A 21,484-nucleotide genomic window follows, 5' to 3' on the forward strand; every position below is an offset into this window, starting at 1 on the left:
TTATACGCTATCGTTCAATAACTGATGGTTTGTCTATACAATTTTCACCATGGCAAGTATTAAGATCTTCTTGCGCTTTTTCGTCCGCCTGAAGCACTTGTTTGAGGTCTGCCATACGCTGACGAATCGCAATACCGTAGCTTTCATCATCTCCCCACACGTCAGCGAGCATATGCATAGATTCAACATCGTGTTTGGTAAAGAGGTGACCCGCTCGTGCAACATCTTCTTCACCATGACCCAATAGTTTGAGCGCCTGTTCACCCAACTTCACAGCAGAGGCAAAGGTTTCTCGCTCAAATGCAGTGACACCCAACTTTATCAATTGGTAGGCATGACGACGGTCAGTCGCACGGACCACGAGTTTTAAATGAGGGAAGTGTTGTTGCGCCAACCTGACGATTTCGAGGGTTTTATCTGGTTCATCAATCGCCACAACCAGCATTTGCGCATCGTGAGCCCCTGCGGCTTCAAGCAAATCTAATCGTGCACCATCGCCATAAAACACTTGATTGCCAAAGCGACGTAGTAGCTCAATTTGACTTGGACTGTGATCCAAAATCGACAAATGATAGCCCTGCGCATGGAGCAAACGTCCTATCACTTGACCAAAACGCCCATAGCCGATCACTATGACGTTTTGTGTCGCTTCCATTGTCTCTAAGCTATCTTCTTCATGAGTAGTATTGGCCTGACGTTCAACGATTTTGTCATAAAGAATAAAAATGAGGGGCGATCCGAGCATGGATACCGCAACAATCAGCGTAACTAACGCGGCTTGATCTGGGGTTAAGATTGCTAAACTGCCAGTAACCGAAAGTAGTACAAACGCGAACTCTCCGCCTTGACACAGAGCAGCGGTAAATAACCATTTCGCTCGCTGGTGCAGTGAAAGCGCCGTTGCCAACAAATATAAAATAACTGCCTTTAACCCCATTAACAGCAGCACTGAAGCCAAAATAAATGACCACTTTTCAGCTAATAAAGCAAAGTCAATTGATGCGCCGACTGTGATGAAAAATAGCCCAAGTAACAGCCCTTTAAACGGCTCGATATCGGCTTCTAATTCATGGCGAAATTCACTTTCCGCGAGGACGACACCCGCGAGAAATGTCCCAAGCGCAGGAGATAAACCGATACTTTGCATCAATAACGCGGTTGCGATAACGATAAATAGCGCCACCACGGTAAATAATTCGCGCATTCGAGTGCTGGCGATATATCTAAATAACGGCGCAGCGACATAATGCCCAGCAGCGATGATAGCTAAAATGACAAAAACAGAAATAGCCACTTGAAGGTAAGTCGGAAAAGCGTGTAATAAATTTCCGTGACCATCACTCACAGCCAAATCACTAAATGCTAACAACGGCATAATCGCGAGAATGGGGATCACGGCTATATCTTGAAATAACAACACCGAAAACGCATTTTGACCGCCAGATTGTTTAATCAAGCCTTTTTCATTTAAGCTTTGCAGTGCAATGGCGGTAGAAGACAGTGCCAGCATTAATGCAATGGCTAATGATTGCTGCCACAAAAAGTCAAGCGCTAAATCAATCGCGAAATAGAGTACAGCCGTTGTTATAACCACTTGTAAGCCACCAAGACCAACTATAGAGCGACGCATCGTCCAAAGCCTTTTCGGTTGCAACTCTAGCCCAACTAAGAATAGCATCATCACCACGCCAAACTCGGCAAAGTGCATGACGTCGGTTTGCTCCCCCACAAGATGAAGAAGATGAGGACCAATTAAGATCCCTGCCAGTAGATATCCAAGCACAGAGCCAAGCCCTAGCCGTTTAGCGATTGGCACCGCAAATATCGCAGCAGCCAAATAGATAGTCGCGAGCAGTAACATAATAAAAACACCTGTTGTTGTTATCGTCTTTATTATGTTCAGGGTAAATGAATTTATCCAGTATTCGTTCTAGAAAACAAAATATAAATGAGTAAAAAACCTGAAATTAATCTTGTAAATCCGAATATATAGTGGGATGGCAGATCTGCATCAAAATACTTGGATCTGGCACCGCTACAAAGCCAAATTTTTCATATAAAGTATGCGCATCAAGAGTCGCCAACATAAAGCGTCTCAGGCCTTGTAGCTCTGGATGTTCAACCACAGCTTGAACAATCGCTTTGCCTACCCCTTTACCTCTAGCACTTTCATCAACTATCACGTCGGCAAGATAGGCAAAGGTGGCATAGTCGGTTATCACTCGACAAAAGCCTTGAAACTCGCCTTTGTCATCCAAATAAATGAAACTCAGGCTATTTTGAATGGCTTTTTCTAACAATGCTTTAGGCATTTGTTTTGCCCAATAAGCATTAGAGATCAGTGTATGGATAGTATCAAGGTGGCGTAGAATAAGAGGAGTATCAGTGGTTATCATTATTGTCCCTGTTAACAGCAAAATAGAGCTAAAAATTAAGCGATTTTTAGCAAGAAGCAAAGTGAAGTTTTCACAGTCATAAATCTTTCATTATTGCGTCACCCTTCCGTCAATAAAGCGGCGTAATCTCCTTTACGAAGACTCCCCTTGATTGATTTAGAGTTGTTGGCAGTGTTGACTCAGTTAACACTGCTTTTTTTTTGCTTGATACCACACATAAAAAACGGCGCTCTAAGCGCCGGTAACCAAGCTTTTAATAACTAACCTAAGTTTATTTGATAGGTTGGCGGTTGATTGAGTCTATTACCAAGTCGAGACAACCCTTTCCACCACGCAAATCCAAATAACAACATCGCCACAATCCAAAGCGAAGCACTCGTTGGCGAGGTGCTTAACTGGCTAGCTTGGTAGACTAAAGTCGCCATGATGTAAGCAATTGAGGTCGTCCAGCCAATAACAAGCCACATCCACTTACCGCCTGATTCCCGTTTAATTGCACCTAATACCGCTACACAAGGAGTATAGAGCAAGATAAAGACAAGATAACTAAATGCACCGATTTGACCATTAAATTTCGCGGCCATTGCGGTGAGTAGCGCAGTGCCACTTTCAGCGCCTGACTCTAATTCGTTAAGTCCTAACGGATCACCAAGGTTTGCAATAAGATCTTGACTATTGTCCACTATCGTCATCAGCGCTTCTTTTAACGAAGCCAACAATGAAAACTCCCCACCTTCATCTGCAGCACCGGTATAAAGCGCGTCCAAAGTACCGACGATAGCTTCTTTGGCGAACATACCAGTCACAACTCCAACCGTAGCAGGCCAGTTTTCTTCTTTTAACCCAATTGGTTCAAAGACTGGCGTAACTACTTGTGCAACCTTCGCCAAAAGTGACTTATCTGTATTCTCATTGCCAAACGAGCCATCTGTACCAATCGAGTTTAATGCACTGAGTAAAATAACTACCATGACAATTGTTTTGCCAGCACGTTTGATAAAGCCGCTCAGGCGCTGCCAAGTAGTGATGAAAATATTGCGCCAAATTGGCATATGATACGCAGGCATCTCGGTAAACGAGGGTAATTTTTGTGTTTTGAATACTTGCTTTCTAAATAAAAAGCCAGAACCTACCGCAACCACTATGCCAAGCAAATACAGACCAAAAACAACATTAGCTCCGTTCGTTGGAAAGAAAGCCGCAGCAAATAACGCATATACCGTCAAACGCGCGCCGCAAGACATAAATGGCGCCATAATAATCGTCAGTAATCTATCAGACTCTCGGCCCATCGTTCTTGACGCCATTACCGCAGGCACATTACAGCCGAATCCAACGATCAAAGGAACAAAAGCATTGCCGGGTAAACCAATAGAGGACATCAAACGGTCAATCACAAACGCGGCCCGAGAAAGATATCCACTGTCTTCCAAAATGGATAAGCACAGATACAGCACCGCAATAACAGGGATGAAGGTCGCCACTAATTGAATACCCGCACCAAAACCATCAGCCAATAACACACCCAGCCATTGAGGTGCGCCAATATCTGCCAGCAGGATTTTTACACCATCGATGAGTAAAGCGCCCACGGCGATGTCAAAAAAGTCGATAAAAACAGCACCAACATTAACCGCAATAGTAAACATTAAATACATCATGGCTAAGAAAATAGGCACGCCAAGCCAACGATTGAGCACGATTTTATCAAGTGTTTCTGTTGTATCTGCACGTTTTGGCGTAATGATACTTACGCCATCAGCCAATTTTTTTACTGCTTGGTGACGAGCAACCGCTTTTTCGAGGGGATCGCTGCTGGCGCTTTCGGTGTTTGTCGCCACAGGTGCTTTTGGAAAACGCGTGATCTGCGCGAGTTGTTCCAGCAACGCTTCTTGCCCTGTACCTTTAGCGCCGTGGAAAGGCACTACAGGTAACCCTAACTGCTCAGAGAGTCTTTTTAAATCTAGCGTTCTCCCGCGCTGAGTTGCAACATCAACCATATTTGCAACAACGAGAATTGGTTTACCTAACTCTTTCAGCTGAGAAGTTAATACTAGATTTCGCTGTAAGTTAGCGGCATCCACGATGTTAATGATGACATCGGCTTCATTTTGCTTTAGGAAGTCACACGCGATTTGCTCATCTTGGCTTGGCTCAATTTGCTCCATGCTATAGAGACCGGGTAAATCTACCAATTCTACGTTTGTGTTTTCTAAAGCAAAATAGCCGAACTTTTTCTCGACAGTTACCCCTGGCCAATTCCCTACTTTTTGTTTAGAGCCGGTCAGGCGATTAAATAATGTGGTTTTCCCGCAGTTCGGGTTGCCCACTAACGCAATTTTCATACGTGAGCCCTTTATAACTATAAAACTTCAATTTCAACGAACTGTGCGTCGGCCTTACGCACGCTCACAAAGGTATCGCCAATTTTCACTTGTATCGGGCATCCAAGTGGTGCGACGTTAATGACTTTTATTTGCTCACCGGGAATAATTCCAAGTGCCATTATTCGACTTAATAACGCAGTATCTGGATGGGTAAGAGAAGTGATGGTTGCTGCGCTATTTTTGGAAAGTTTATCTAATGTCATTGATTATGAGAACAATTTGCAATAAAAGTATGGCGCATCATACCCCATCAGCTATTTTCTTTAAACCAGATTGAGATAATAAACTATTATTACTTGTTATTTAAGGTGTTTACTAGTTAAGATGGACTAAACCATTGCCATATGCCTGACTGTATTAAGGGGTCCTGCCAATGAGTAACGATAAAAAAATGGACGCTCAAAAGCTTTGCGGCGGAATTAGGTGTGTCAAATGCAACTGTATCGAATGCTTTTAACAGACCAGATCAACTCTCTAAATCCAAACGAGAAGAAATCCTAAAAGCCTGTAAAGAATTGGGTTATTTTGGGCCTAACAAGGCAGCCCAATCGCTGCGGAAGGGCTCGTTTAACATTGTCGCGCTGGTACTACCCGATAGCGTTGAATATATGGTATCTGATCCCGTTGCAAGTAGCTTTATGCGAGGAGTTGCAAGCGTTTTAGAAGCTCAGCATATTAACCTACTCTTGTTCTCAGGCACAGCAGATAATGTCGGAGACATTGTCGATTTCGTCGACGGCTTAATTTGTTATGGCCGCCCGCGTAATCCCAAGTTAATTGAGCATCTTGCGAATGTTAGCAAACAGGTTGTGACGGTTGACTTTGATTTGCCCGCACATGCCAGTATTAATATCGACAACCAACAAGCCGCCTTTGATGTAGCAAGTAAAGCGCTGAGCGAAGATAGTGATGTTGCTATTTTTGGTTTGAGATTATTAGACACCGATTTGCTATGACGCGTATACGAGCAAAGCCTAATAGACTTAGAGACTTCTATTGCGCATCAGCGTTATAGCGGATATCTCAAAGCCATTGAAGAGCGTGGATTAACACTTGGCGAAGACCGAGTGTGGAATATTCCTGAAAGCAGCGAAAGGTTTGAAAATATCGCCGCAAAAGAACTACTTAACCTCTCACCAAGGCCTAATACCGTACTGTGTATGAGTGACTTAATTGCACTACCGCTGTTAAGAGAAGCCAAAAAACTTGGTGTAAAGATACCGCAGGAGCTTAAAGTCGTTGGTTTTGATGGCGTTGATGAAGCGCTACGCTTTAGCCTCAGCCTAACTACCATTCATCAAAATAGTGAAGAAAAAGGCCGAGAAGCTGCCAAACTCTTCTTAGATAAAAGCGGTGATAAAGTTATGCTTGGCTATACCTTAAAAATGGGGCAAAGCTGTTAATTGCCCCAAGCTAAATACTTAAATACGAGAAGCTCCTTACGGACACATACCTTCCATTTCGAAAAGCACCTCTCCCCAAGGTTCATAGAATGTCCATATACAAAACTCTCCACCTTGACCTCCACCAGAACTGCGACTTGGATATCGCCCAGTAGCCGGCGGTAAGTCAATCCCACCACCTGAAGTATCACTACTTTTCACACTCGCTTTTCTATATATATTAAGCGTCTCAAGAACACAATTCGATACTTGATTGAGGCTTGCAGGACTCTCTCTTAAATAGCGCACGGTTATTCCTGCGAATGTCGTCATGTCTTTATTTAAATCCATGCGGATATCATCACTAAACTCTAAATTATATACCACTCTATGGTTGCCATTCAGTGCATCATGAAACTCTATATCTATCATTCTTCTTCGCGGTACATACTCTACTTGATCTTTAAATCCAACACCTCCCAAACCTATCTTAAAGCCAAACTGAGTAACACGAGTAGTCTCAAATGCCGCCCCTAAGCTACCATATTTTTCAATTAATTCATTTTCCGCACGTCTTCGTAGAGTCGTTCTTGTCCTATCGTCGAAAGCGAGTTTCGCAGCTCGGGTAATAGCTTCATTTTCACAGTTATTTTCAGATAACGTTTGCTGGCGGCTAGTGCTAGTATCGATAGCCAGCGTAGATTGCATACTTGATGAATTATACTCTTGGGAAACTATCGTTGTTGCTCGGCCCCAAGCATCATAAGACTTGATTAACTCGTCCGCTAATGCATTTGCATGATTTGGTACAGGTAAAATTTGACTTAGAAGCTCCATTTCCGCACTAACCCCTCCTTGATTAGCATGCCATAACTTATAAAGCCACTTCAGCTTCGAGTTTGCATTGATAATTGAGACTTCTTTAGTATCAGAGCAACATTCTTGGATGTGCTCTCTACCAATTACTCCTTCATTTTCATAACACGTCAGTACTGGCAGATACTTTTTAGCAAAGTTTTCAGCGTTACTTGCATCACATGTATAATATAATTCCGAATCATACATTTCTCTGGCTGAAGCTTCAGCTGTAGCAACCTTAGTTAAAGTTAATATAGCCGCTAGCACCAAACTCGAAACTGACAGGTATTTATTCACTTATATTCTCCTTAATATATAGTCAGCTGAATAAATCCAGATTAGTAAAGCATGAAACCATATAAGGAACAAGAATATTCACAAGCAAACACATTTACCTAACAATTTTGTTTGAAATCAGTCCTGCTGTGATTAAGAATATACAAGATATTACTAAACAAGCCGCCAAGCCATACTCCAAAAAGATCCAACCTGATAGTACTGTACCAATTAGTCGCCCAATAGCGTTCGCCATATAATAAAAGCCAACATCAAGTGACACTCCATCACTATCAGCCAAACTTACAATGAGGTAACTATGAAGAGATGAATTGATAGCAAACACAATACCAAAGAGCAAAAGTCCAACGACTACCGCTAAGCTTGTCCAGAGCTGTGCTTGAAGTGAGATAGCAATCAACAGCGGAATAGCCGCTAAATATAACGCCCATCTACTGACTTTACTTGGTGCTGATGCAAACTTATCACGACTAATAAATCTAGGTGTTGTTGATTGCACGATGCCATAACCGATAACCCAAGTAGCCATAAACCCACCAACCCACCAATGATCCCAACCGAACTGCTGTGATAAAAAGACCGGAAGCGCAACCACAAACCAAACATCCCGCGCGGCAAATAAAAACAATCGCGCAGCAGACAAAATATTAATTGCTCGGCTTTTTGAAAATACATCACTAAATTTGGGTTTACTTTTAGCCTTACCTAAATCGCTTTTTAAGCTGATCAGGCTAAATAGCCAAACTAATAGCAACATGATTGCCATCAACCACATCGCGCCGGTAAATCCAAGTAAGGTAAGCAACAACCCCCCAAGAAAAAAACCGACGCCTTTTAGTGCATTTTTAGAGCCAGTAAGTATTGCAACCCATTTAAATAGCGTGCCTTCTTCACCCGATTTTACAATGGCCTTTATCGCACTTTTGGCACTCATTTTATTAAGATCTTTGGCGATACCAGAAAGCGCCTGCACAGTCATAACGTAAGGTACGCTTAGCCAGTGCGTTGGTACAACTAACATCAATAATGCAGCTATTTGTAAGCCTAAGCCAATATTCATAGTGCGGTTTAAGCCAATACGTGCACCAAGCCAGCCTCCAATTAAATTGGTGACAACACCAAAAATTTCATAAAAGAGAAATAGCATGGCGATTTCAAGCGGGTTATAACCCAATTGATGAAAGTAAAGTACCACCAACATTCTGAGCGCACCATCAGTCAAGGTGAACGCCCAATAGTTACCTGTCACAATAAGGTATTGCTTGATATCTTGAGGTAAGGTGCTCAGCTGCATAATGTTTTATTCGCCTAACGATAAACCAACTTTGCGTACTAATTCCGCGGTACGATTTGCATAACCCCACTCGTTGTCATACCACACGTATAATTTAACCTGAGTACCATTAACCACCATGGTCGACAAAGCATCCACGATGCTAGAGCGCGGATCTGTTTTATAATCGATAGAAACTAAAGGCCGTGATTCATATCCTAAAATTCCTTTAAGCTCAGTAGCAGCAGCTTGCTCCATCCAGTGATTAATCTCTTCTACTGTGGTTGGCCGTTCGACCTCGAACACACAGTCTGTTAAGGATGCATTCGCCAATGGGATACGAACAGCGTGGCCATTTAACTTACCTTTTAATTCTGGAAAAATATGGGTGATTGCAGTCGCTGAACCAGTTGTTGTCGGAATTAAACTCATGCCACAGGCTCTCGCGCGGCGTAAATCCTTATGTGGCGCATCCAAAATGGTTTGCGTATTGGTGATATCATGGATTGTGGTCATTGAGCCATGCTTAATACCTATTTTGTCTTGTAGTACTTTAACAACAGGTGCTAAACAGTTTGTAGTACAAGATGCTGCAGTCACTATTTCATGTGGCTGTTCATCATAAATATGCTCATTCACACCCATCACTATATTTAGCACGCCGTCTTCTTTGACTGGTGCAGTAACGACAACCCTTTTAACACCCTGATCTAAATATTGTTGTAGTAGAGCTTTGGTTTTCATTTTACCAGAGGCTTCTATAACTACATCGCATTGTGACCAGTCAGTATCAGCAATGTCTTTATTTTGGGTTACCGATAACTGATGACCAGCTATTATGATATGGTCATCTTGATGAGAAACTGCGTGTGCCCACTTGCCATGCACCGAGTCAAACTCCAATAAATGGGCAAGTGTCTCGGCGTTGCCCGCAGGATCGTTAATTTGTACAAACTCAAGCTCAGGCCAATCGAAACTTGCTCGAAGCGCTAAGCGCCCCATACGCCCAAAACCATTAATTCCAACTTTAATCTTCATAAGCATTCCAAAATCTAATTATTAGTTACAGCAAGCCACCATACGTGTTGGGCGCTCACCCATCATATTGAGTCTTCCCAACTCTACCTCAATGTATTCTGGTTGATTAACCACGGTTGCTTCTATCACCGCTTTCATCCATGGCTGCAGCCTTGGGTTTATGGAATAAAATACCCATTGCTTTTGCTTACGATCACACACGATCTCTGCTTTCTTGAGCTGAGCCAAATGTCGTGAAACTTTGGGTTGGCTATCTTGTTCAAGCGCGACCATTAGCTCGCAAACACATAACTCACCTTCTAGCATTAACATGGCAAGCGTTTTTAAGCGGATCTCATCTGCTAGAGATTTATAAAATTGAAGAGGTGAAAGCTGCATCATCCATACATAATAAAGTTATTATATAACAGTATTGTTATGCAATATTTGTATGGTGTCAAACCGATTTTTCTTCATTTTCGATTAGAGAAACCGAAATACTCCGTGTATTTATGAATAAACGACAATTTGAATCAATTTTTCAAAGTGAGAAAAAGGCTCTGTCGGACCCGTTATACCGTGATATAACCTAAGTACGTCTGTAGACCAGTTAAAAGCAATGAAAAGTACTTTCCCCTGAGGCCGGAAAAAATAGAGAAATTACTGAACCATTAACTGCTTGATCTCTGGTTAAGGTGAGAAGAAGTATAAGAGCAAAAATTAAACGCTTGCAGCGAGAGAAGGTCTCTCGCTGTATGGCGGTTAATTAATGACCTGTCTCATAATCAATATGAGCAGAGTTTGTTGTCTCGTAAGTACCGTCAGTGTATAGAATAGTTGCTGAAGCATTGTACTGGCGATAAGCGCGAATAGTCATATTACATGTTGTACCGCCTGAACAGCTCGCATCACCATTCCAAATCACTTTACTGATCGTTTTTGACGCGTTAGCAATGTAAAATTTGCCAGTAGTCGAATTACCAAAAGAAAAGTCCAGTCCAGAGCAGTGATTACTTCCATTTCCCCATACGTTTCCGCCTGATTTAACATTCAAAGAGCATCGTAAATCAGCTGCCTGAGAACCAAGTGACAATGTACCGAGTAAAACGAGTGCTGAAGCTATTAATGTTGTTTTCATTATTATTTCCTTTAATGTATTTTCAGTATCAACCAAGACGCCTTGGTTAAAAAATAAACTACACAACAAAAATAAAAATTTCAATTTTTTAACTCAAACAAACTCAAAATTTACAAAAAATAAAGAATAGCAATTAGATCAGGTTCATTAGATGATTTAAGCAATAAATCGGCTACGTAAGAAATGATCGATTTAAGAAAAAAGGCCGCAGCGGCGGCCAAACACATCATGGGTAAAACAATGAAGGGATGTAAGTGTGAATACGGAAGCTATTCTATGTGAATAATCATAAATTAAAATCACATTATAATGATTATTATCATCGTTTTTTCCGAATGGTCTATTTCTGCGAAGCTCGTGATACAATCGGGAGATCAAAAACTACAACGAATTGTCTATGCCATTACTTTGGATTGTTACTTTACTTTGGGCGTTCTCGTTCTCTTTGATTGGTGTCTATCTGGCAGGCCAAGTCGATGCTTGGTTTAGCGCTTTATCTAGAACCTTGCTTGCAGCAATTGTGTTCATTCCCTTTTTGAAAGTGAACTCGGTGAATAAAGAGTTGATAATCAAGCTAATGGCAATCGGTGCAGTGCAGATTGGCCTGATGTATGGCTTTTACTATCATTCTTTTTTATACCTAAGCGTACCTGAAGTGTTGCTATTCACTGTGATGACACCCATCTATATTACTGCACTCAATGACTTACTAAACCGCTCGTTCAACGCCACTTTCTTGCTGTCTGCACTCATTGCTATTGTTGGTGCAATCACTATTAGATTTACTGAGCTTACTAGCGACTACCTTTTTGGCTTGCTACTAGTGCAAGGCGCAAACCTTTGCTTTGCGATAGGCCAAGTAAGTTACAAACGCTTAAGTAACCATTACCAGCTGGTACACCATCAAAGCTTCGGTTTTTTCTTTATTGGCGCCTCTTTAGTGCTCGCCATTGGATTTATGCTATTCGGCAACACCCAGCAGCTCCCAAGTACTAACCTACAATGGGGAATACTGATTTATTTAGGCTTGATTGCTTCAGGCGTAGGATATTACGTATGGAACTTAGGCCTGACCCGTGTCTCGGTGGGTGAACTCGCGGTAATGAACAATGTGCTGATCCCTGCTGGGATCATTGTCAATTTGCTGATTTGGAACCGAGAAGCTGACCTCGTTCGCCTTGGTATTGGCAGTGTCATTATTTTTGCTGCGTTGCTCTATAGTAAAAGCGGTGCAAAAGTATAACCCTTTGTTACTTATTTACCAGGTTCGACAGAGTCAAACTCCATGTGTGAATTGAAACACGCCAACGCTTCGATATCTTGATATGGCTCTGTTGACCAACATGTTTTCCTAAAGCGCTCATACACTTCACGAAAAGGTGTACAAATTAGCTCAGATTCATCCATCATAATACAGCTAAAGTCTTCAGACTTTATTACAATATAAAGATAGTCTCTTCCGCCTTCTTCAGCAAAAAATACGGAATCCCAAAAGTAGCCTTTCTGCCGCATCTCTTCTCTCGGAAACGCGATATTATCCTGCATATAAGCAAGTAATTCATCCACTTGAGGACGAGTATTCAAGTTTAATTTTATCTTTAACAGTTTTGTTTCCATGAAATAAGATTAACGCCTCCAACCTTTAACCATTTTGGTACTGAGCATACCTTCCTTCATTTTTTATTCCTATTCTCTACTTATCATTTTGTAGTAACGACTATACCTAATTCCCTCAAACGGGCCCAACTATAAAATTAGTAAAATGTAACAAGCTGTTTTACCTAAGATAACCATTAACGCCCATGAGCCAGATCTCTGGAGTTAGGTGTTTGACGAAAATTTCGTTAATATCTAGAGAAAAATAAAGTAAAAATATGATGACAAGAATCGTACAACTATTCCCTCTTTGGGCCATTATTTGCTCAGTAACCGCCTATCTTTTTCCAACTCTATTTAGCGCATTTAAAAGCGGTATTATTCCGTTATTAATGTTGATCATGCTGACAATGGGTTTGACCCTCACTACAAAAGACTTTTTACGCGTACTCGACAACAAAGCAGCCATTTGTGTTAGCGTGCTGCTTCAATTTACAGTGATGCCGAGTGTTGCCTACTTGATTGCAACTACAATGAACCTAGAAACCGACCTACTAATTGGTATGATTTTAGTGGGCACGGTTGCTGGCGGCACGGCAAGTAACGTTTTGTGTTATCTCGCCAAAGGAGATGTCGCGTTATCGATTTCTATGACCGCGATTAGTACTTTACTCGGCGTGTTCTTAACGCCACTGATTACCACATTGATGATAGGCCAGATGGTTGATATTCAGTTTTATGATATGTTGACGAGCCTGCTAAAGATTGTGCTATTTCCTGTGGCTGTGGGCGTTGCTTTCAATACCTTGCTTGCCAAGCCGCTGGCGCATTCTGTTATCAAAACAACCCCTATACTGCCTTTACTTTCAATGCTTTCAATCGTTTTTATCATTGCGGTGATCGTTGCTCTTAATCAACCTAAACTTGAAAGCATCGGGCTCGTTATGCTGGTTGCAGTGATCCTGCACAATACTACAGGGCTACTTTTGGGCTATTTCATTCCAAAACAGCTCGGTTTTGACGAGAGGGTATGTCGCACCATGGCCTATGAAGTAGGAATGCAGAACTCGGGGCTTGCTGTTGCGCTTGCTATGAAGTTCTTTACTCCTGCCGCGGCCGTTGCAGGCACCCTATTTTCTATTTGGCATAATGTCAGCGGCTCGATATTAGCAGGAATATGGAGACGAAGCGCCACCAACTCATCTTGTAACAATAAAGCCTAATATCAAATGCTAGGCTTTATTGTAATTGCTTATAAAAGTGAATTTTGCAATCCGATGAGCCGTTGATTTGTTCACATTTTACAATCTGGTAATCGCGGCTTATTAGCATCAATAGCATGTTTTTGAATAGGTTTCTCGACTTTACTCTAATGGCGCTATAGCCTTGCGCTTTGCACCAAGTTTCTTGCATCACCAACAGCTGCTTGGCAATACCTTTGCCGCGATATTCGGGGATGACCGCGCCTAACCAGCTATAAAACTCGTTATTTGGCAGTTCGTGGCCCAATTTATATCCTACAGGCTTACCTTGAGCGTACGCCACCAGCAATAAATGTTGTTTATCTCGCAGTTTGTCTACGACTTCCTCACCCTTTCTTGGTGTGGCAAATTCAGGAGTTTGGATTTCTATTGCGAGGAGGTCATCTATCGAACCGACTTTATATTCTAGATTCATATTAATGTCTGTGTAATTGAAAATGTATCGCCAGCAGTCACTTCGGCATAAGCGCCGTTAATAAGCGTTAAATTCGGCGCTTGATGACCTATATCCACATCGTATAGCACAGGGAAATCGCAACCAGTAAAGACGTTTTGCAATGCATCTACGTGCGTCCAGTCGCTATCTTTTGCTAGTGGCTCTGGATTTCGACCAATCAAAACTCCAGCGACTTTCGAAAACCAACCTCGTAATTTAATACTTTGCAGCGCACGATAGTATGCCGCTGGCGGCATTTCGCCATTTTCAAAATATAAGATAATCGACTCATCAGGGTGCGCCTGTGAAAAAGCGTCCAGATCAAAATATTCCGTACCAGCCAATAACATGTGAATATCCAAACAGCCGCCTAATAATCGACCAGCAAACTGCTGCCGATGATTTCCATTGGCCAAAATACGCCATTGAGTCCTCGCGGACAAGTTAAATCCAGCATCGGGAAGATCAACAAAATTGAGTGGCTCAGCTTCAAAATGTGTCGAGGGAAACTGTGTAAAAGAGTCATTAGGCGCACGCCTCAAATGGTCAAAAAGCCCTACCGTTAAAGGGTCTTGTTGATGGACATTTAATTGCATAAGGTTAGTTGCATGTACGCTTGCCCAGCCTAGTTTACAAGTCACTGCGCTCAGCAAAGTGCTGACATCAGAGAAACCGATGAGCCATTTTGGCTGAGCATGCGCCAACTTTTCCCAATTAAGTAATGTCAGTAAATCCATTGCAATTGCACCGCCCCATGGCGGCATAATCGCGTCTATTGTGTCATCGAGTAAGTACGCCATAAGCTCATTCGCACGGGTTTCGACATCCGCGCTAACGTAGTTGTGGTTGTCTCGCAGACATTCACCAACCACGAGTTCAAAACCTTGTTGCGCGAGATAATCCAAAGCGTTGTCTAATCTCGCGTGCATAGCAGCAGGTACGCCCGCTGAGAATGCCGTGATCGCAATTTTACTACCCGCTTTTAACGGCTTGGGATACTTCATCATGATTTCCGTTATTTTTTGCTTATCCTACCTGAATTTCCGCTTTTGCATACTTTAAATTCTCCCGTTTCGGGCGAGCGATTAAGTATAAAAAGGTTAACGGCCCCAAGCGTCCAATCAGCATTAAAAATATGATTACCGCTTCACCGGGTTCAGACAATGAGCTAGTGATCCCTCGAGACAAGCCAACCGTGCCTAATGCCGATACCGCTTCAAAAGTGATATCCGTTAAATTTGCCTGCTCGGTGATCGTCAAAATAAGGGTTGCGAGCGTCACGGTAAAAAAGTACACCACGGTGAGGCTAAGCGCCTTAAATACCGTTTCAGGCGAGATCTGTCTGTGTCCGATAGCAACTTGCCCCCGGCGTCTCAGATAAGCGTAAGTTGCCATCAATAGCACCACAACCGTGGTTATTTTAAGACCACTGGCCGTACTCATAGAGCCGCCGCCTATTATCATTAACCAAATGGTCAGTACGGTACTTTCATCATTCACCAGCGCAAAATCGATACTGTTAAAGCCCGCTGTACGTGGCGTCACGGCTTGCATCCAGGCAGTGATCACTTGCTCAGACAATGGTAAATTTCCAAGGGTCTCTGGGTTATTTACTTCAAAAAGCCAAAATAAGCTAAATGCCAGCACATTTAACACCGCAGTTGCTATCAACACTAACTTAGTAGCAGATCCAAACCGGCTCCAACGGCGCCTTTTCACTACATCCATCAGCACCACAAATCCAAGTCCGCCAATCACAAATAACCCCGATATCACAAGATTAACGACCCAATCACCACGAAAGCTGGTTAGGCTGTCATCATGCAGTGCAAATCCCGCATTGTTAAAAGCCGAAATGGTGTAGAAGAAGCTTTGCATTATCGCATCACCCAGCGGTAGCGTTTGATACCAATGAGCAAGTAAAATGGTAAACCCAATCGATTCGATGATCAGTGCATAAACTAACACGCATTTGGCTGTATCAACCAACTGGTCAAACCGAGCTATGCCAAAGCTTTCTTTTGCGATCAGTTGTTTACTAATGTCCATTTGCTGCCCCATCCCCCGCAGCACTACAACCGTAATGGTCATAAAACCAAGTCCACCGATTTGAATAAGGCTAGCAATTACGAGATGACCAAAGGTGGTAAAATCATGTGGCGTACTCAATACGGCAAGCCCTGTTACCGTTACCGCGGAAGTTGCAGTAAATAGCGCTTGCATCACTTTGATGTCTTGGGTGTGTGCTATCGGTAGTAGCAGCAACATAGTACCTAAAGCTATCAGCCCACAAAACCCTATAAACAGAACTGCAGGGGGACTTAGCCTCAGCGGCTTTTTGCGGGCTTTGAGCTTACTATTTGAATAGGGGAAATAATGGGGGCTCCATGTTTTCATTACGCCTCCAGTTTTAGCGCGATAGAATTTAACGCTTTTAACTGACCGTTGAGGATCACTTTATCATCTTCGTTGATCAAAAATGACTCTGCCGGATTGGTATAACACGTTTTACCGCGCTGCACTAACACAGCCTTGATTTCGCCCTTTGCACGCTTTAATAGGGTTGCCAAAGACTGCCCGCAGCTTAATTTATTCACGATGACTTCCACCATATAAAAGCCATGTCCCAACTGCATATATTGATTGACCATAGGGTAATTCAGTGCTTGTGCAACCTTGATCCCCATTTCTTCTTCAGGGTGGATCACACGTGTTACGCCTAAACGAGATAAAATTGTATGATGCGCTTCTGAGCTGGCCTTAACCCAAATTTGCTCAACGCCTAAGTTCTTTAGCGACAGTACACATAAAATGCTCGCTTCTAGGTTTTCACCAATGGCGACCAGTACCGCTTTGCTTCTTGTAATATCCAGCTGGCGTAATGCCGTTTCATCGGTCGCATCCAAAGAGGTGGCATAATCAATATGCTCAACAACTTGGTTCACCACACGTTCGCGACTATCTACCCCTATCACTTTGTTTCCAAGTCGTTTTAATTCCAAACAAGCCGCAAAACCAAATCGACCTAAACCAATAACTACAAATTGTGCCATAACAACCTCTATATACTCCGTTATGAGAAATGCTTATTGAGCGGTAAAAGTAAAAACCGATAACCAACCCCGGGCTCAGTTTCTATAATTTTTGGTGTGGCAGCATCGTCACTGAGTTTCTTACGTAACTGGCTGACCACAATCCGTAAATAATGACTATCTTCGACATGGCTTTCGCCCCAAATTTGCTTTAATAAGGTTTGCTGACTGACTAACTCTTGTGCTCTTTGCGCAAGCATACTAAGTAGTGCAAATTCCTTTTTCGACAGTGCTAATGGTGCGTTATCCATAATGACTTGATGCTTTTGTAAATCTATCATCAACTTGCCATAGTCAATGGCAAGCAAGCGTTTGTTCGGTACTAAATCTCGTAATAGCACTTTGACGCGCACCACCAGCTCTTTGATGCTAAAAGGCTTCGTCAGGTAGTCGTTTGCGCCGCCCTCCAGCAGTTTAATCTTCTCGGCCTCTTGATCTCGTGCAGTTAAGATCAATACAGGTAGCTTGCTGGTTTCTCGGATCTTCTTCAAAATGCTATACCCATCAAAATCTGGTAGCCCAAGATCTAAGATCACCAAGTCTGGCAGCTCACCTTTTAGCACCGACATGGCTTCCTTCCCGGTGCTGGCTTCCACATAATTCAGCCCTTCAGCTTTTAATGCTAAGCGGATAAAACGACGGATCTCTTCTTCATCGTCAATCAATAGAATGGTGTGGGTCATCAATGCGCCTCCTCTTTTGGCAAACTAACTTCCATTGTGCAGCCTTGCGTCGTCGGCAAAATGCGAATATCACCGCCGTGCGCACGAATAATACCTCTCGCCACACTCAGCCCTAAGCCACTGCCACCGTCTTTACTGACGCTTTGTCGAAACGAGCTAAAGGCGCTAAAGACTTCTTTTTGTCGAGCGACGGGGATCCCGGGACCATTATCCTGAATAAATATCAACAACGCTTGCTGCGTTTCTCCAAAGGAAATCTCAACCCGCTCTCCATCGGGACTAAAGGTGACTGCATTTTCGATTAAGTTAAACAGGGCTTGTTCAATGAGTGCAGCTTGTATCGTGAGAATTGGGCTCATGTTCTGTGGCATTCTCGAGACGCATGGCGCACCTAGCCGCAAAATGACGTTATCAATCAATACATCAATTGATGTTGGTTGCTTAAAAAGTGAAAGCTCATCTCCCTGATGCTGTAACTTGGTGGCTTGCAAGATATTTTCGATATAGCGAAACAAACGGTGGCTTTCAGAGCGTGCCGATCCCAACAACTCGTTTTGCTCATCTTGGTCTAACTTATCATGATAGGTTTCTAGCGTTTCGAGCGCGCCCATCACCGCAGCGAGCGGTGTACGTAAATCATGAGAAACCGACAACAAGATATTGGAGCGTACATTCGCAACTAAAAGCAGCTGCTTTTGCTCTTTGATATAGCTCGATAAATAGCTGGTAGCTAATGCCACCGCGATAAATACCACTAAATTGACCACGTCTTCGGTATTATTCATATGAAGCGTGTATCTGGGCTCTGTGATGAAGAAGTTGAACACTAAACTGCTAGCAATCGCCACTCCCAGTGCCATCCAACGTTTTGCGATGAGAGAAACAACAACAACGCCCAACTGCAATACCAACAATACACTGATCGCCGAATGTAACAGCGAGTCTAAGATAACAGCAAAAGCACTGGTTAATAGCAAAACCAGTAAACTAACGAGATACTCGTTCTTGGCAATAAATCCATTCTCGGAAAACATAGTGACTCCAACTTGCGCTATGTCTTTATTCTATCCTTGTCGAAATTTCGTTGCCGTATAATTTGCGTAAAATTTACTTAGCTTGAGGTTATTTAGCACAAGAGCCTGTTTATCTCTTAAGTTGGTTTTTGCATGTTGATGATAAAAAGGCTAAGCGCATATCTGATAAAGTCATTGTGATACGCTGGCACAAGCTGTTCAAAAGCAACTGGATAACTTAGAAATTCATTGAAGAATGGCCGAGAGCGAGTGTTGACCACTTATTGTAAAACACTCAAAAAACGACTGCGCACAAACCTAGCAAATTGTGAACGTTTGCTGGCTGGACCAAATAAAGGCTTTAGCAATAACGCCTCAAGCTGCGCTAACCGTAGCCTCCCCCATGCCGTGCGCGATAAGCTGATTTTGACGTCGAGAAATACGTAAACGCCAAAAACTCGCTTATTTTAGAAACACTTTTGATATGAGTGGTGAACACTTGTTTGTAATTCTCAGTCGAAACTGCCGTAACTATGGTGAATAGATAACAGTGGGTGTCTGTATTGTTTCCAATTTTATCCGCTTTCAAGTTATTTGTTAGCCGACACTATTAAATTGCATGATCATCAACTGCTTTTTGAAGAAGAGTAGCTAACTCAAAAATGAACTCCATGTCTTCAAAGTTCGATTCATAGCTTAATTCTCTTGAAGTAAGCCCTCGATGCGCAATTTGATGCCGAGATAATAAGATTCCATCAAGCCTTTCCTTTGCTTGAACACGTGAAAAATCATCAGTATCCCAACAAGTCGTAACTTTCGTTAATCCGAAAGCATCTTTAAGTAATTGGTCAATATTTTTTGTATTGGGAGTGTTAAACCTTTTCAGTTTATTTTCAACATTCTGAGCAAGTAAATCATCTAAAGGATGAGACCCGCTATAGGACTTGATGTCCGTAAATTTTCGACGCACGAGAGACTCAACAAAATCTTGCCAATACGCAACCAAATGAAACACGTAAGTTTGGTTTAGATATCTAATTTAGCTGTCAAACTTGCGTGTTGTTTCGATGTTCAAATCATTTTGAATATGCTGTACGTACTTTAACCTCACTAACTGGCGGCTAAACATTTGTAACGGAGACTTTCTTAAATCAACTTTCATTTAAAACCTGCAGAATGCAATGGCGGCTAACGCCGTGCTCAGCCGACGCCGGAATGGAGCCGCTTTGTGATAGCGTAGCGTACATCACAAAGCGAGCGGAGTGTAGGTGGTCGGATGAAGCACTTTGTTATTCGAATATTAGGGCTCTACTAGCACCAGATAAGGTTCACTTTCTACTTTAGAGTATGTGCCTGGACCAATCTTGAGTGTCTCGAACTTAGGGCTGCTGTCACTATCAATGAAATTGACCTCAATCCATAATTCGCCAAACTCATCTATTTGCCAGACTTTCCAAAGATACCTAGTCTCGATCAACTTAGAATAAAGTTGCGCTGTACCCCAAAGGAAATCTTCAGGGTTATTAAGAGCATTCTTCAGGTCATCTGGAAGAGTATGGATATGAAGTAAATAATCTATAGTTTTCGACATTTTAATCGCTGACACCCACCACTAATTTGCGCTTAAATCGCTGACACCCACCACTAATTTGCACCTTCCAAAGATACTGCCTAAGCTTTAATTCTGTACTCAAAGGACTGAGGAAACTGAACTATGGCAACTGCCCGTAAAAGACAAATCAGTTTAACCGACACCAAATACTATCACTGTATCTCCCGTTGCGTAAGGCGTGCGTTTCTGTGCGGTGAAGATAAATTTACTGGAAAATCATACGAACACCGCCGGGATTGGGTTGAAGAGAAACTATTGATGTTGGGATCTGTGTTTTGTATTGATATCTGTGCTTATGCGGTGATGAGTAATCACACTCACATTGTTTTATATGTTGATGATAAAAAGGCTAGGCGCCTGTCGGATAAAGCAGTTGTGATACGGTGGCACAAGCTGTTTAAAGGTAATTGGGTAAGCCAAAAATTTATTGAAGGTGAGCCACTCAATGAATCGGAGCAATTGATACTCAATGAGCTAGTTGATAAGTACAAAGAAAGGCTCGCAGATATTAGCTGGTTTATGCGGGTACTCAACGAAGACATCGCCCGCCGAGCAAATAAAGAAGATAATTGTACAGGCCGTTTTTGGGAAGGACGATTCAAATCCCAAGCACTATTGGATGAAGCTGCACTGGCTGCCTGCCTCGCTTACGTAGACCTAAACCCAATTCGAGCCAAAATTACCACAACGCCTGAAACCTCAGACTACACCAGCATCAAAAAACGCATCGACCATGCTAAACGGGGTAATCAGCCAAGAAGCCTACTACGCTTTGCTGGCAGCCCACGAAAACATATGCCAAAAGGATTGCCTTTCGAGCTCAAATCCTATAATGAGTTGGTTGAACTCACAGGCCAATGTATTCGCGCCGACAAACGAGGCTATATCTTTGAGTCACAACCCATACTCACTCGACTCAATATAGAGCCTGAAAACTGGATAAAACTCACTACGCAATTTTCTCGGGTATTCCACGGCGCGGTTGGAAGAGAGCGAACAATAACCGCTTACTGTGAAACACTCCAAAAACGACGACGGACAA

Annotated in this window: 21 protein-coding genes and 2 pseudogenes; 5 read left to right on the plus strand and 18 right to left on the minus strand. The window is 42.6% G+C overall.

Annotation, left to right across the window (positions count from 1 at the left end; all coding sequences use genetic code 11):
- Nucleotides 1–7: 7 nt before the first annotated feature.
- The 4 genes from CWC03_RS03365 to CWC03_RS03380 all read right to left on the minus strand — a co-directional run bounded on the left by CWC03_RS03365 (nt 8) and on the right by CWC03_RS03380 (nt 4,986).
- Nucleotides 8–1,861, minus strand: a complete 1,854-nt coding sequence (locus tag CWC03_RS03365; RefSeq protein WP_138580576.1) for a monovalent cation:proton antiporter-2 (CPA2) family protein — start codon at nt 1,859–1,861, stop codon at nt 8–10.
- Nucleotides 1,862–1,967: 106 nt separating this feature from the next.
- On the minus strand, nt 1,968–2,396 hold the full coding sequence (locus CWC03_RS03370) for a GNAT family N-acetyltransferase (RefSeq protein WP_138580577.1): 429 nt from the start codon (nt 2,394–2,396) through the stop codon (nt 1,968–1,970).
- Between the two features lie 260 nt (nt 2,397–2,656).
- Nucleotides 2,657–4,741, minus strand: a complete 2,085-nt coding sequence (gene feoB, locus CWC03_RS03375; RefSeq protein ID WP_138580578.1) for a ferrous iron transport protein B — start codon at nt 4,739–4,741, stop codon at nt 2,657–2,659.
- A gap of 17 nt (nt 4,742–4,758) precedes the next feature.
- On the minus strand, nt 4,759–4,986 hold the full coding sequence (locus tag CWC03_RS03380; RefSeq protein ID WP_095729668.1) for a FeoA family protein: 228 nt from the start codon (nt 4,984–4,986) through the stop codon (nt 4,759–4,761).
- Nucleotides 4,987–5,208: 222 nt separating this feature from the next.
- Here CWC03_RS03380 and CWC03_RS03385 point away from each other — a divergent pair.
- Nucleotides 5,209–6,186 (plus strand): annotated as a pseudogene (locus tag CWC03_RS03385) (LacI family DNA-binding transcriptional regulator).
- A gap of 36 nt (nt 6,187–6,222) precedes the next feature.
- Here the strand turns inward: CWC03_RS03385 and CWC03_RS03390 are convergent.
- From CWC03_RS03390 to CWC03_RS03410, 5 genes are all read right to left on the minus strand, one after another.
- Complete coding sequence (locus CWC03_RS03390) at nt 6,223–7,320, minus strand: hypothetical protein (RefSeq protein ID WP_138580579.1); 1,098 nt, start codon at nt 7,318–7,320, stop codon at nt 6,223–6,225.
- 94 nt (nt 7,321–7,414) lie between these two features.
- On the minus strand, nt 7,415–8,614 hold the full coding sequence (gene arsJ / locus CWC03_RS03395) for an organoarsenical effux MFS transporter ArsJ (RefSeq protein ID WP_138580580.1): 1,200 nt from the start codon (nt 8,612–8,614) through the stop codon (nt 7,415–7,417).
- Nucleotides 8,615–8,620: 6 nt separating this feature from the next.
- Nucleotides 8,621–9,631, minus strand: a complete 1,011-nt coding sequence (locus tag CWC03_RS03400; protein ID WP_138580581.1) for an ArsJ-associated glyceraldehyde-3-phosphate dehydrogenase — start codon at nt 9,629–9,631, stop codon at nt 8,621–8,623.
- A gap of 21 nt (nt 9,632–9,652) precedes the next feature.
- Nucleotides 9,653–10,009, minus strand: a complete 357-nt coding sequence (locus CWC03_RS03405) for a metalloregulator ArsR/SmtB family transcription factor (RefSeq protein ID WP_240036229.1) — start codon at nt 10,007–10,009, stop codon at nt 9,653–9,655.
- Nucleotides 10,010–10,376: 367 nt separating this feature from the next.
- The gene (locus CWC03_RS03410) at nt 10,377–10,748 is read right to left on the minus strand and encodes a hypothetical protein (protein ID WP_138580582.1); all 372 of its coding nucleotides are present in this window, start codon (nt 10,746–10,748) and stop codon (nt 10,377–10,379) included.
- A 397-nt stretch (nt 10,749–11,145) separates the two neighbouring features.
- Between CWC03_RS03410 and CWC03_RS03415 the strand changes: the two genes are divergently transcribed.
- Nucleotides 11,146–11,991, plus strand: a complete 846-nt coding sequence (locus CWC03_RS03415; protein ID WP_138580583.1) for an EamA family transporter — start codon at nt 11,146–11,148, stop codon at nt 11,989–11,991.
- 11 nt (nt 11,992–12,002) lie between these two features.
- Here the strand turns inward: CWC03_RS03415 and CWC03_RS03420 are convergent, their stop codons facing one another.
- A complete protein-coding gene (locus CWC03_RS03420) occupies nt 12,003–12,365 on the minus strand; it encodes a DUF6176 family protein (protein ID WP_138580584.1) in 363 nt (120 codons plus the stop codon).
- Between the two features lie 257 nt (nt 12,366–12,622).
- Here CWC03_RS03420 and CWC03_RS03425 point away from each other — a divergent pair, with 257 nt between their 5' ends.
- Nucleotides 12,623–13,567 carry a bile acid:sodium symporter family protein gene (locus CWC03_RS03425; RefSeq protein WP_138580585.1) on the plus strand — a complete coding sequence of 315 codons (945 nt, stop codon included), beginning with the start codon at nt 12,623–12,625 and terminating at the stop codon, nt 13,565–13,567.
- A gap of 16 nt (nt 13,568–13,583) precedes the next feature.
- Here the strand turns inward: CWC03_RS03425 and CWC03_RS03430 are convergent, their stop codons facing one another.
- The 6 genes from CWC03_RS03430 to CWC03_RS03455 are packed head-to-tail and all read right to left on the minus strand — an operon-like array spanning nt 13,584 to nt 18,851.
- On the minus strand, nt 13,584–14,021 hold the full coding sequence (locus CWC03_RS03430; RefSeq protein WP_138580586.1) for a GNAT family N-acetyltransferase: 438 nt from the start codon (nt 14,019–14,021) through the stop codon (nt 13,584–13,586).
- Nucleotides 14,018–15,049, minus strand: coding sequence for a S66 family peptidase (locus CWC03_RS03435; RefSeq protein ID WP_249313935.1), 1,032 nt, complete (start codon nt 15,047–15,049; stop codon nt 14,018–14,020). The genes CWC03_RS03430 and CWC03_RS03435 overlap by 4 nt, the downstream gene beginning before the upstream one ends.
- 19 nt (nt 15,050–15,068) lie before the next feature.
- On the minus strand, nt 15,069–16,439 hold the full coding sequence (locus CWC03_RS03440) for a TrkH family potassium uptake protein (RefSeq protein WP_171040198.1): 1,371 nt from the start codon (nt 16,437–16,439) through the stop codon (nt 15,069–15,071).
- The gene (locus tag CWC03_RS03445; protein ID WP_138580587.1) at nt 16,439–17,095 is read right to left on the minus strand and encodes a potassium channel family protein; all 657 of its coding nucleotides are present in this window, start codon (nt 17,093–17,095) and stop codon (nt 16,439–16,441) included. Before CWC03_RS03445 ends, CWC03_RS03440 begins: the two co-directional genes overlap by 1 nt.
- Before the next feature lie 20 nt (nt 17,096–17,115).
- Entirely contained in the window at nt 17,116–17,817 is a 702-nt protein-coding gene (locus CWC03_RS03450; RefSeq protein WP_010373790.1) for a response regulator, read from the minus strand.
- Complete coding sequence (locus CWC03_RS03455) at nt 17,817–18,851, minus strand: sensor histidine kinase (RefSeq protein ID WP_138580588.1); 1,035 nt, start codon at nt 18,849–18,851, stop codon at nt 17,817–17,819. Before CWC03_RS03455 ends, CWC03_RS03450 begins: the two co-directional genes overlap by 1 nt.
- 128 nt (nt 18,852–18,979) lie before the next feature.
- On the opposite strand from CWC03_RS03455, the pseudogene CWC03_RS23955 reads away from it, so the two are divergent.
- A pseudogene (locus CWC03_RS23955) lies at nt 18,980–19,069 on the plus strand (transposase); the annotation flags it as partial.
- A gap of 371 nt (nt 19,070–19,440) precedes the next feature.
- On the opposite strand, the gene CWC03_RS03470 reads toward CWC03_RS23955, so the two are convergent.
- Both CWC03_RS03470 and CWC03_RS03475 read right to left on the minus strand, forming a co-directional pair.
- Entirely contained in the window at nt 19,441–19,869 is a 429-nt protein-coding gene (locus tag CWC03_RS03470; RefSeq protein ID WP_283234883.1) for a HEPN domain-containing protein, read from the minus strand.
- A 261-nt stretch (nt 19,870–20,130) separates the two neighbouring features.
- Entirely contained in the window at nt 20,131–20,421 is a 291-nt protein-coding gene (locus CWC03_RS03475; protein WP_138580589.1) for a hypothetical protein, read from the minus strand.
- Nucleotides 20,422–20,544: 123 nt separating this feature from the next.
- Between CWC03_RS03475 and CWC03_RS03480 the strand changes: the two genes are divergently transcribed.
- Nucleotides 20,545–21,484, plus strand: a 940-nt coding sequence (locus CWC03_RS03480; RefSeq protein ID WP_138580590.1) for a transposase, incomplete at its 3' end; no start/stop codon positions are given.

The sequence above is a fragment of the Pseudoalteromonas sp. S2755 genome (genome assembly GCF_005886535.1).
Classification (GTDB): domain Bacteria; phylum Pseudomonadota; class Gammaproteobacteria; order Enterobacterales; family Alteromonadaceae; genus Pseudoalteromonas.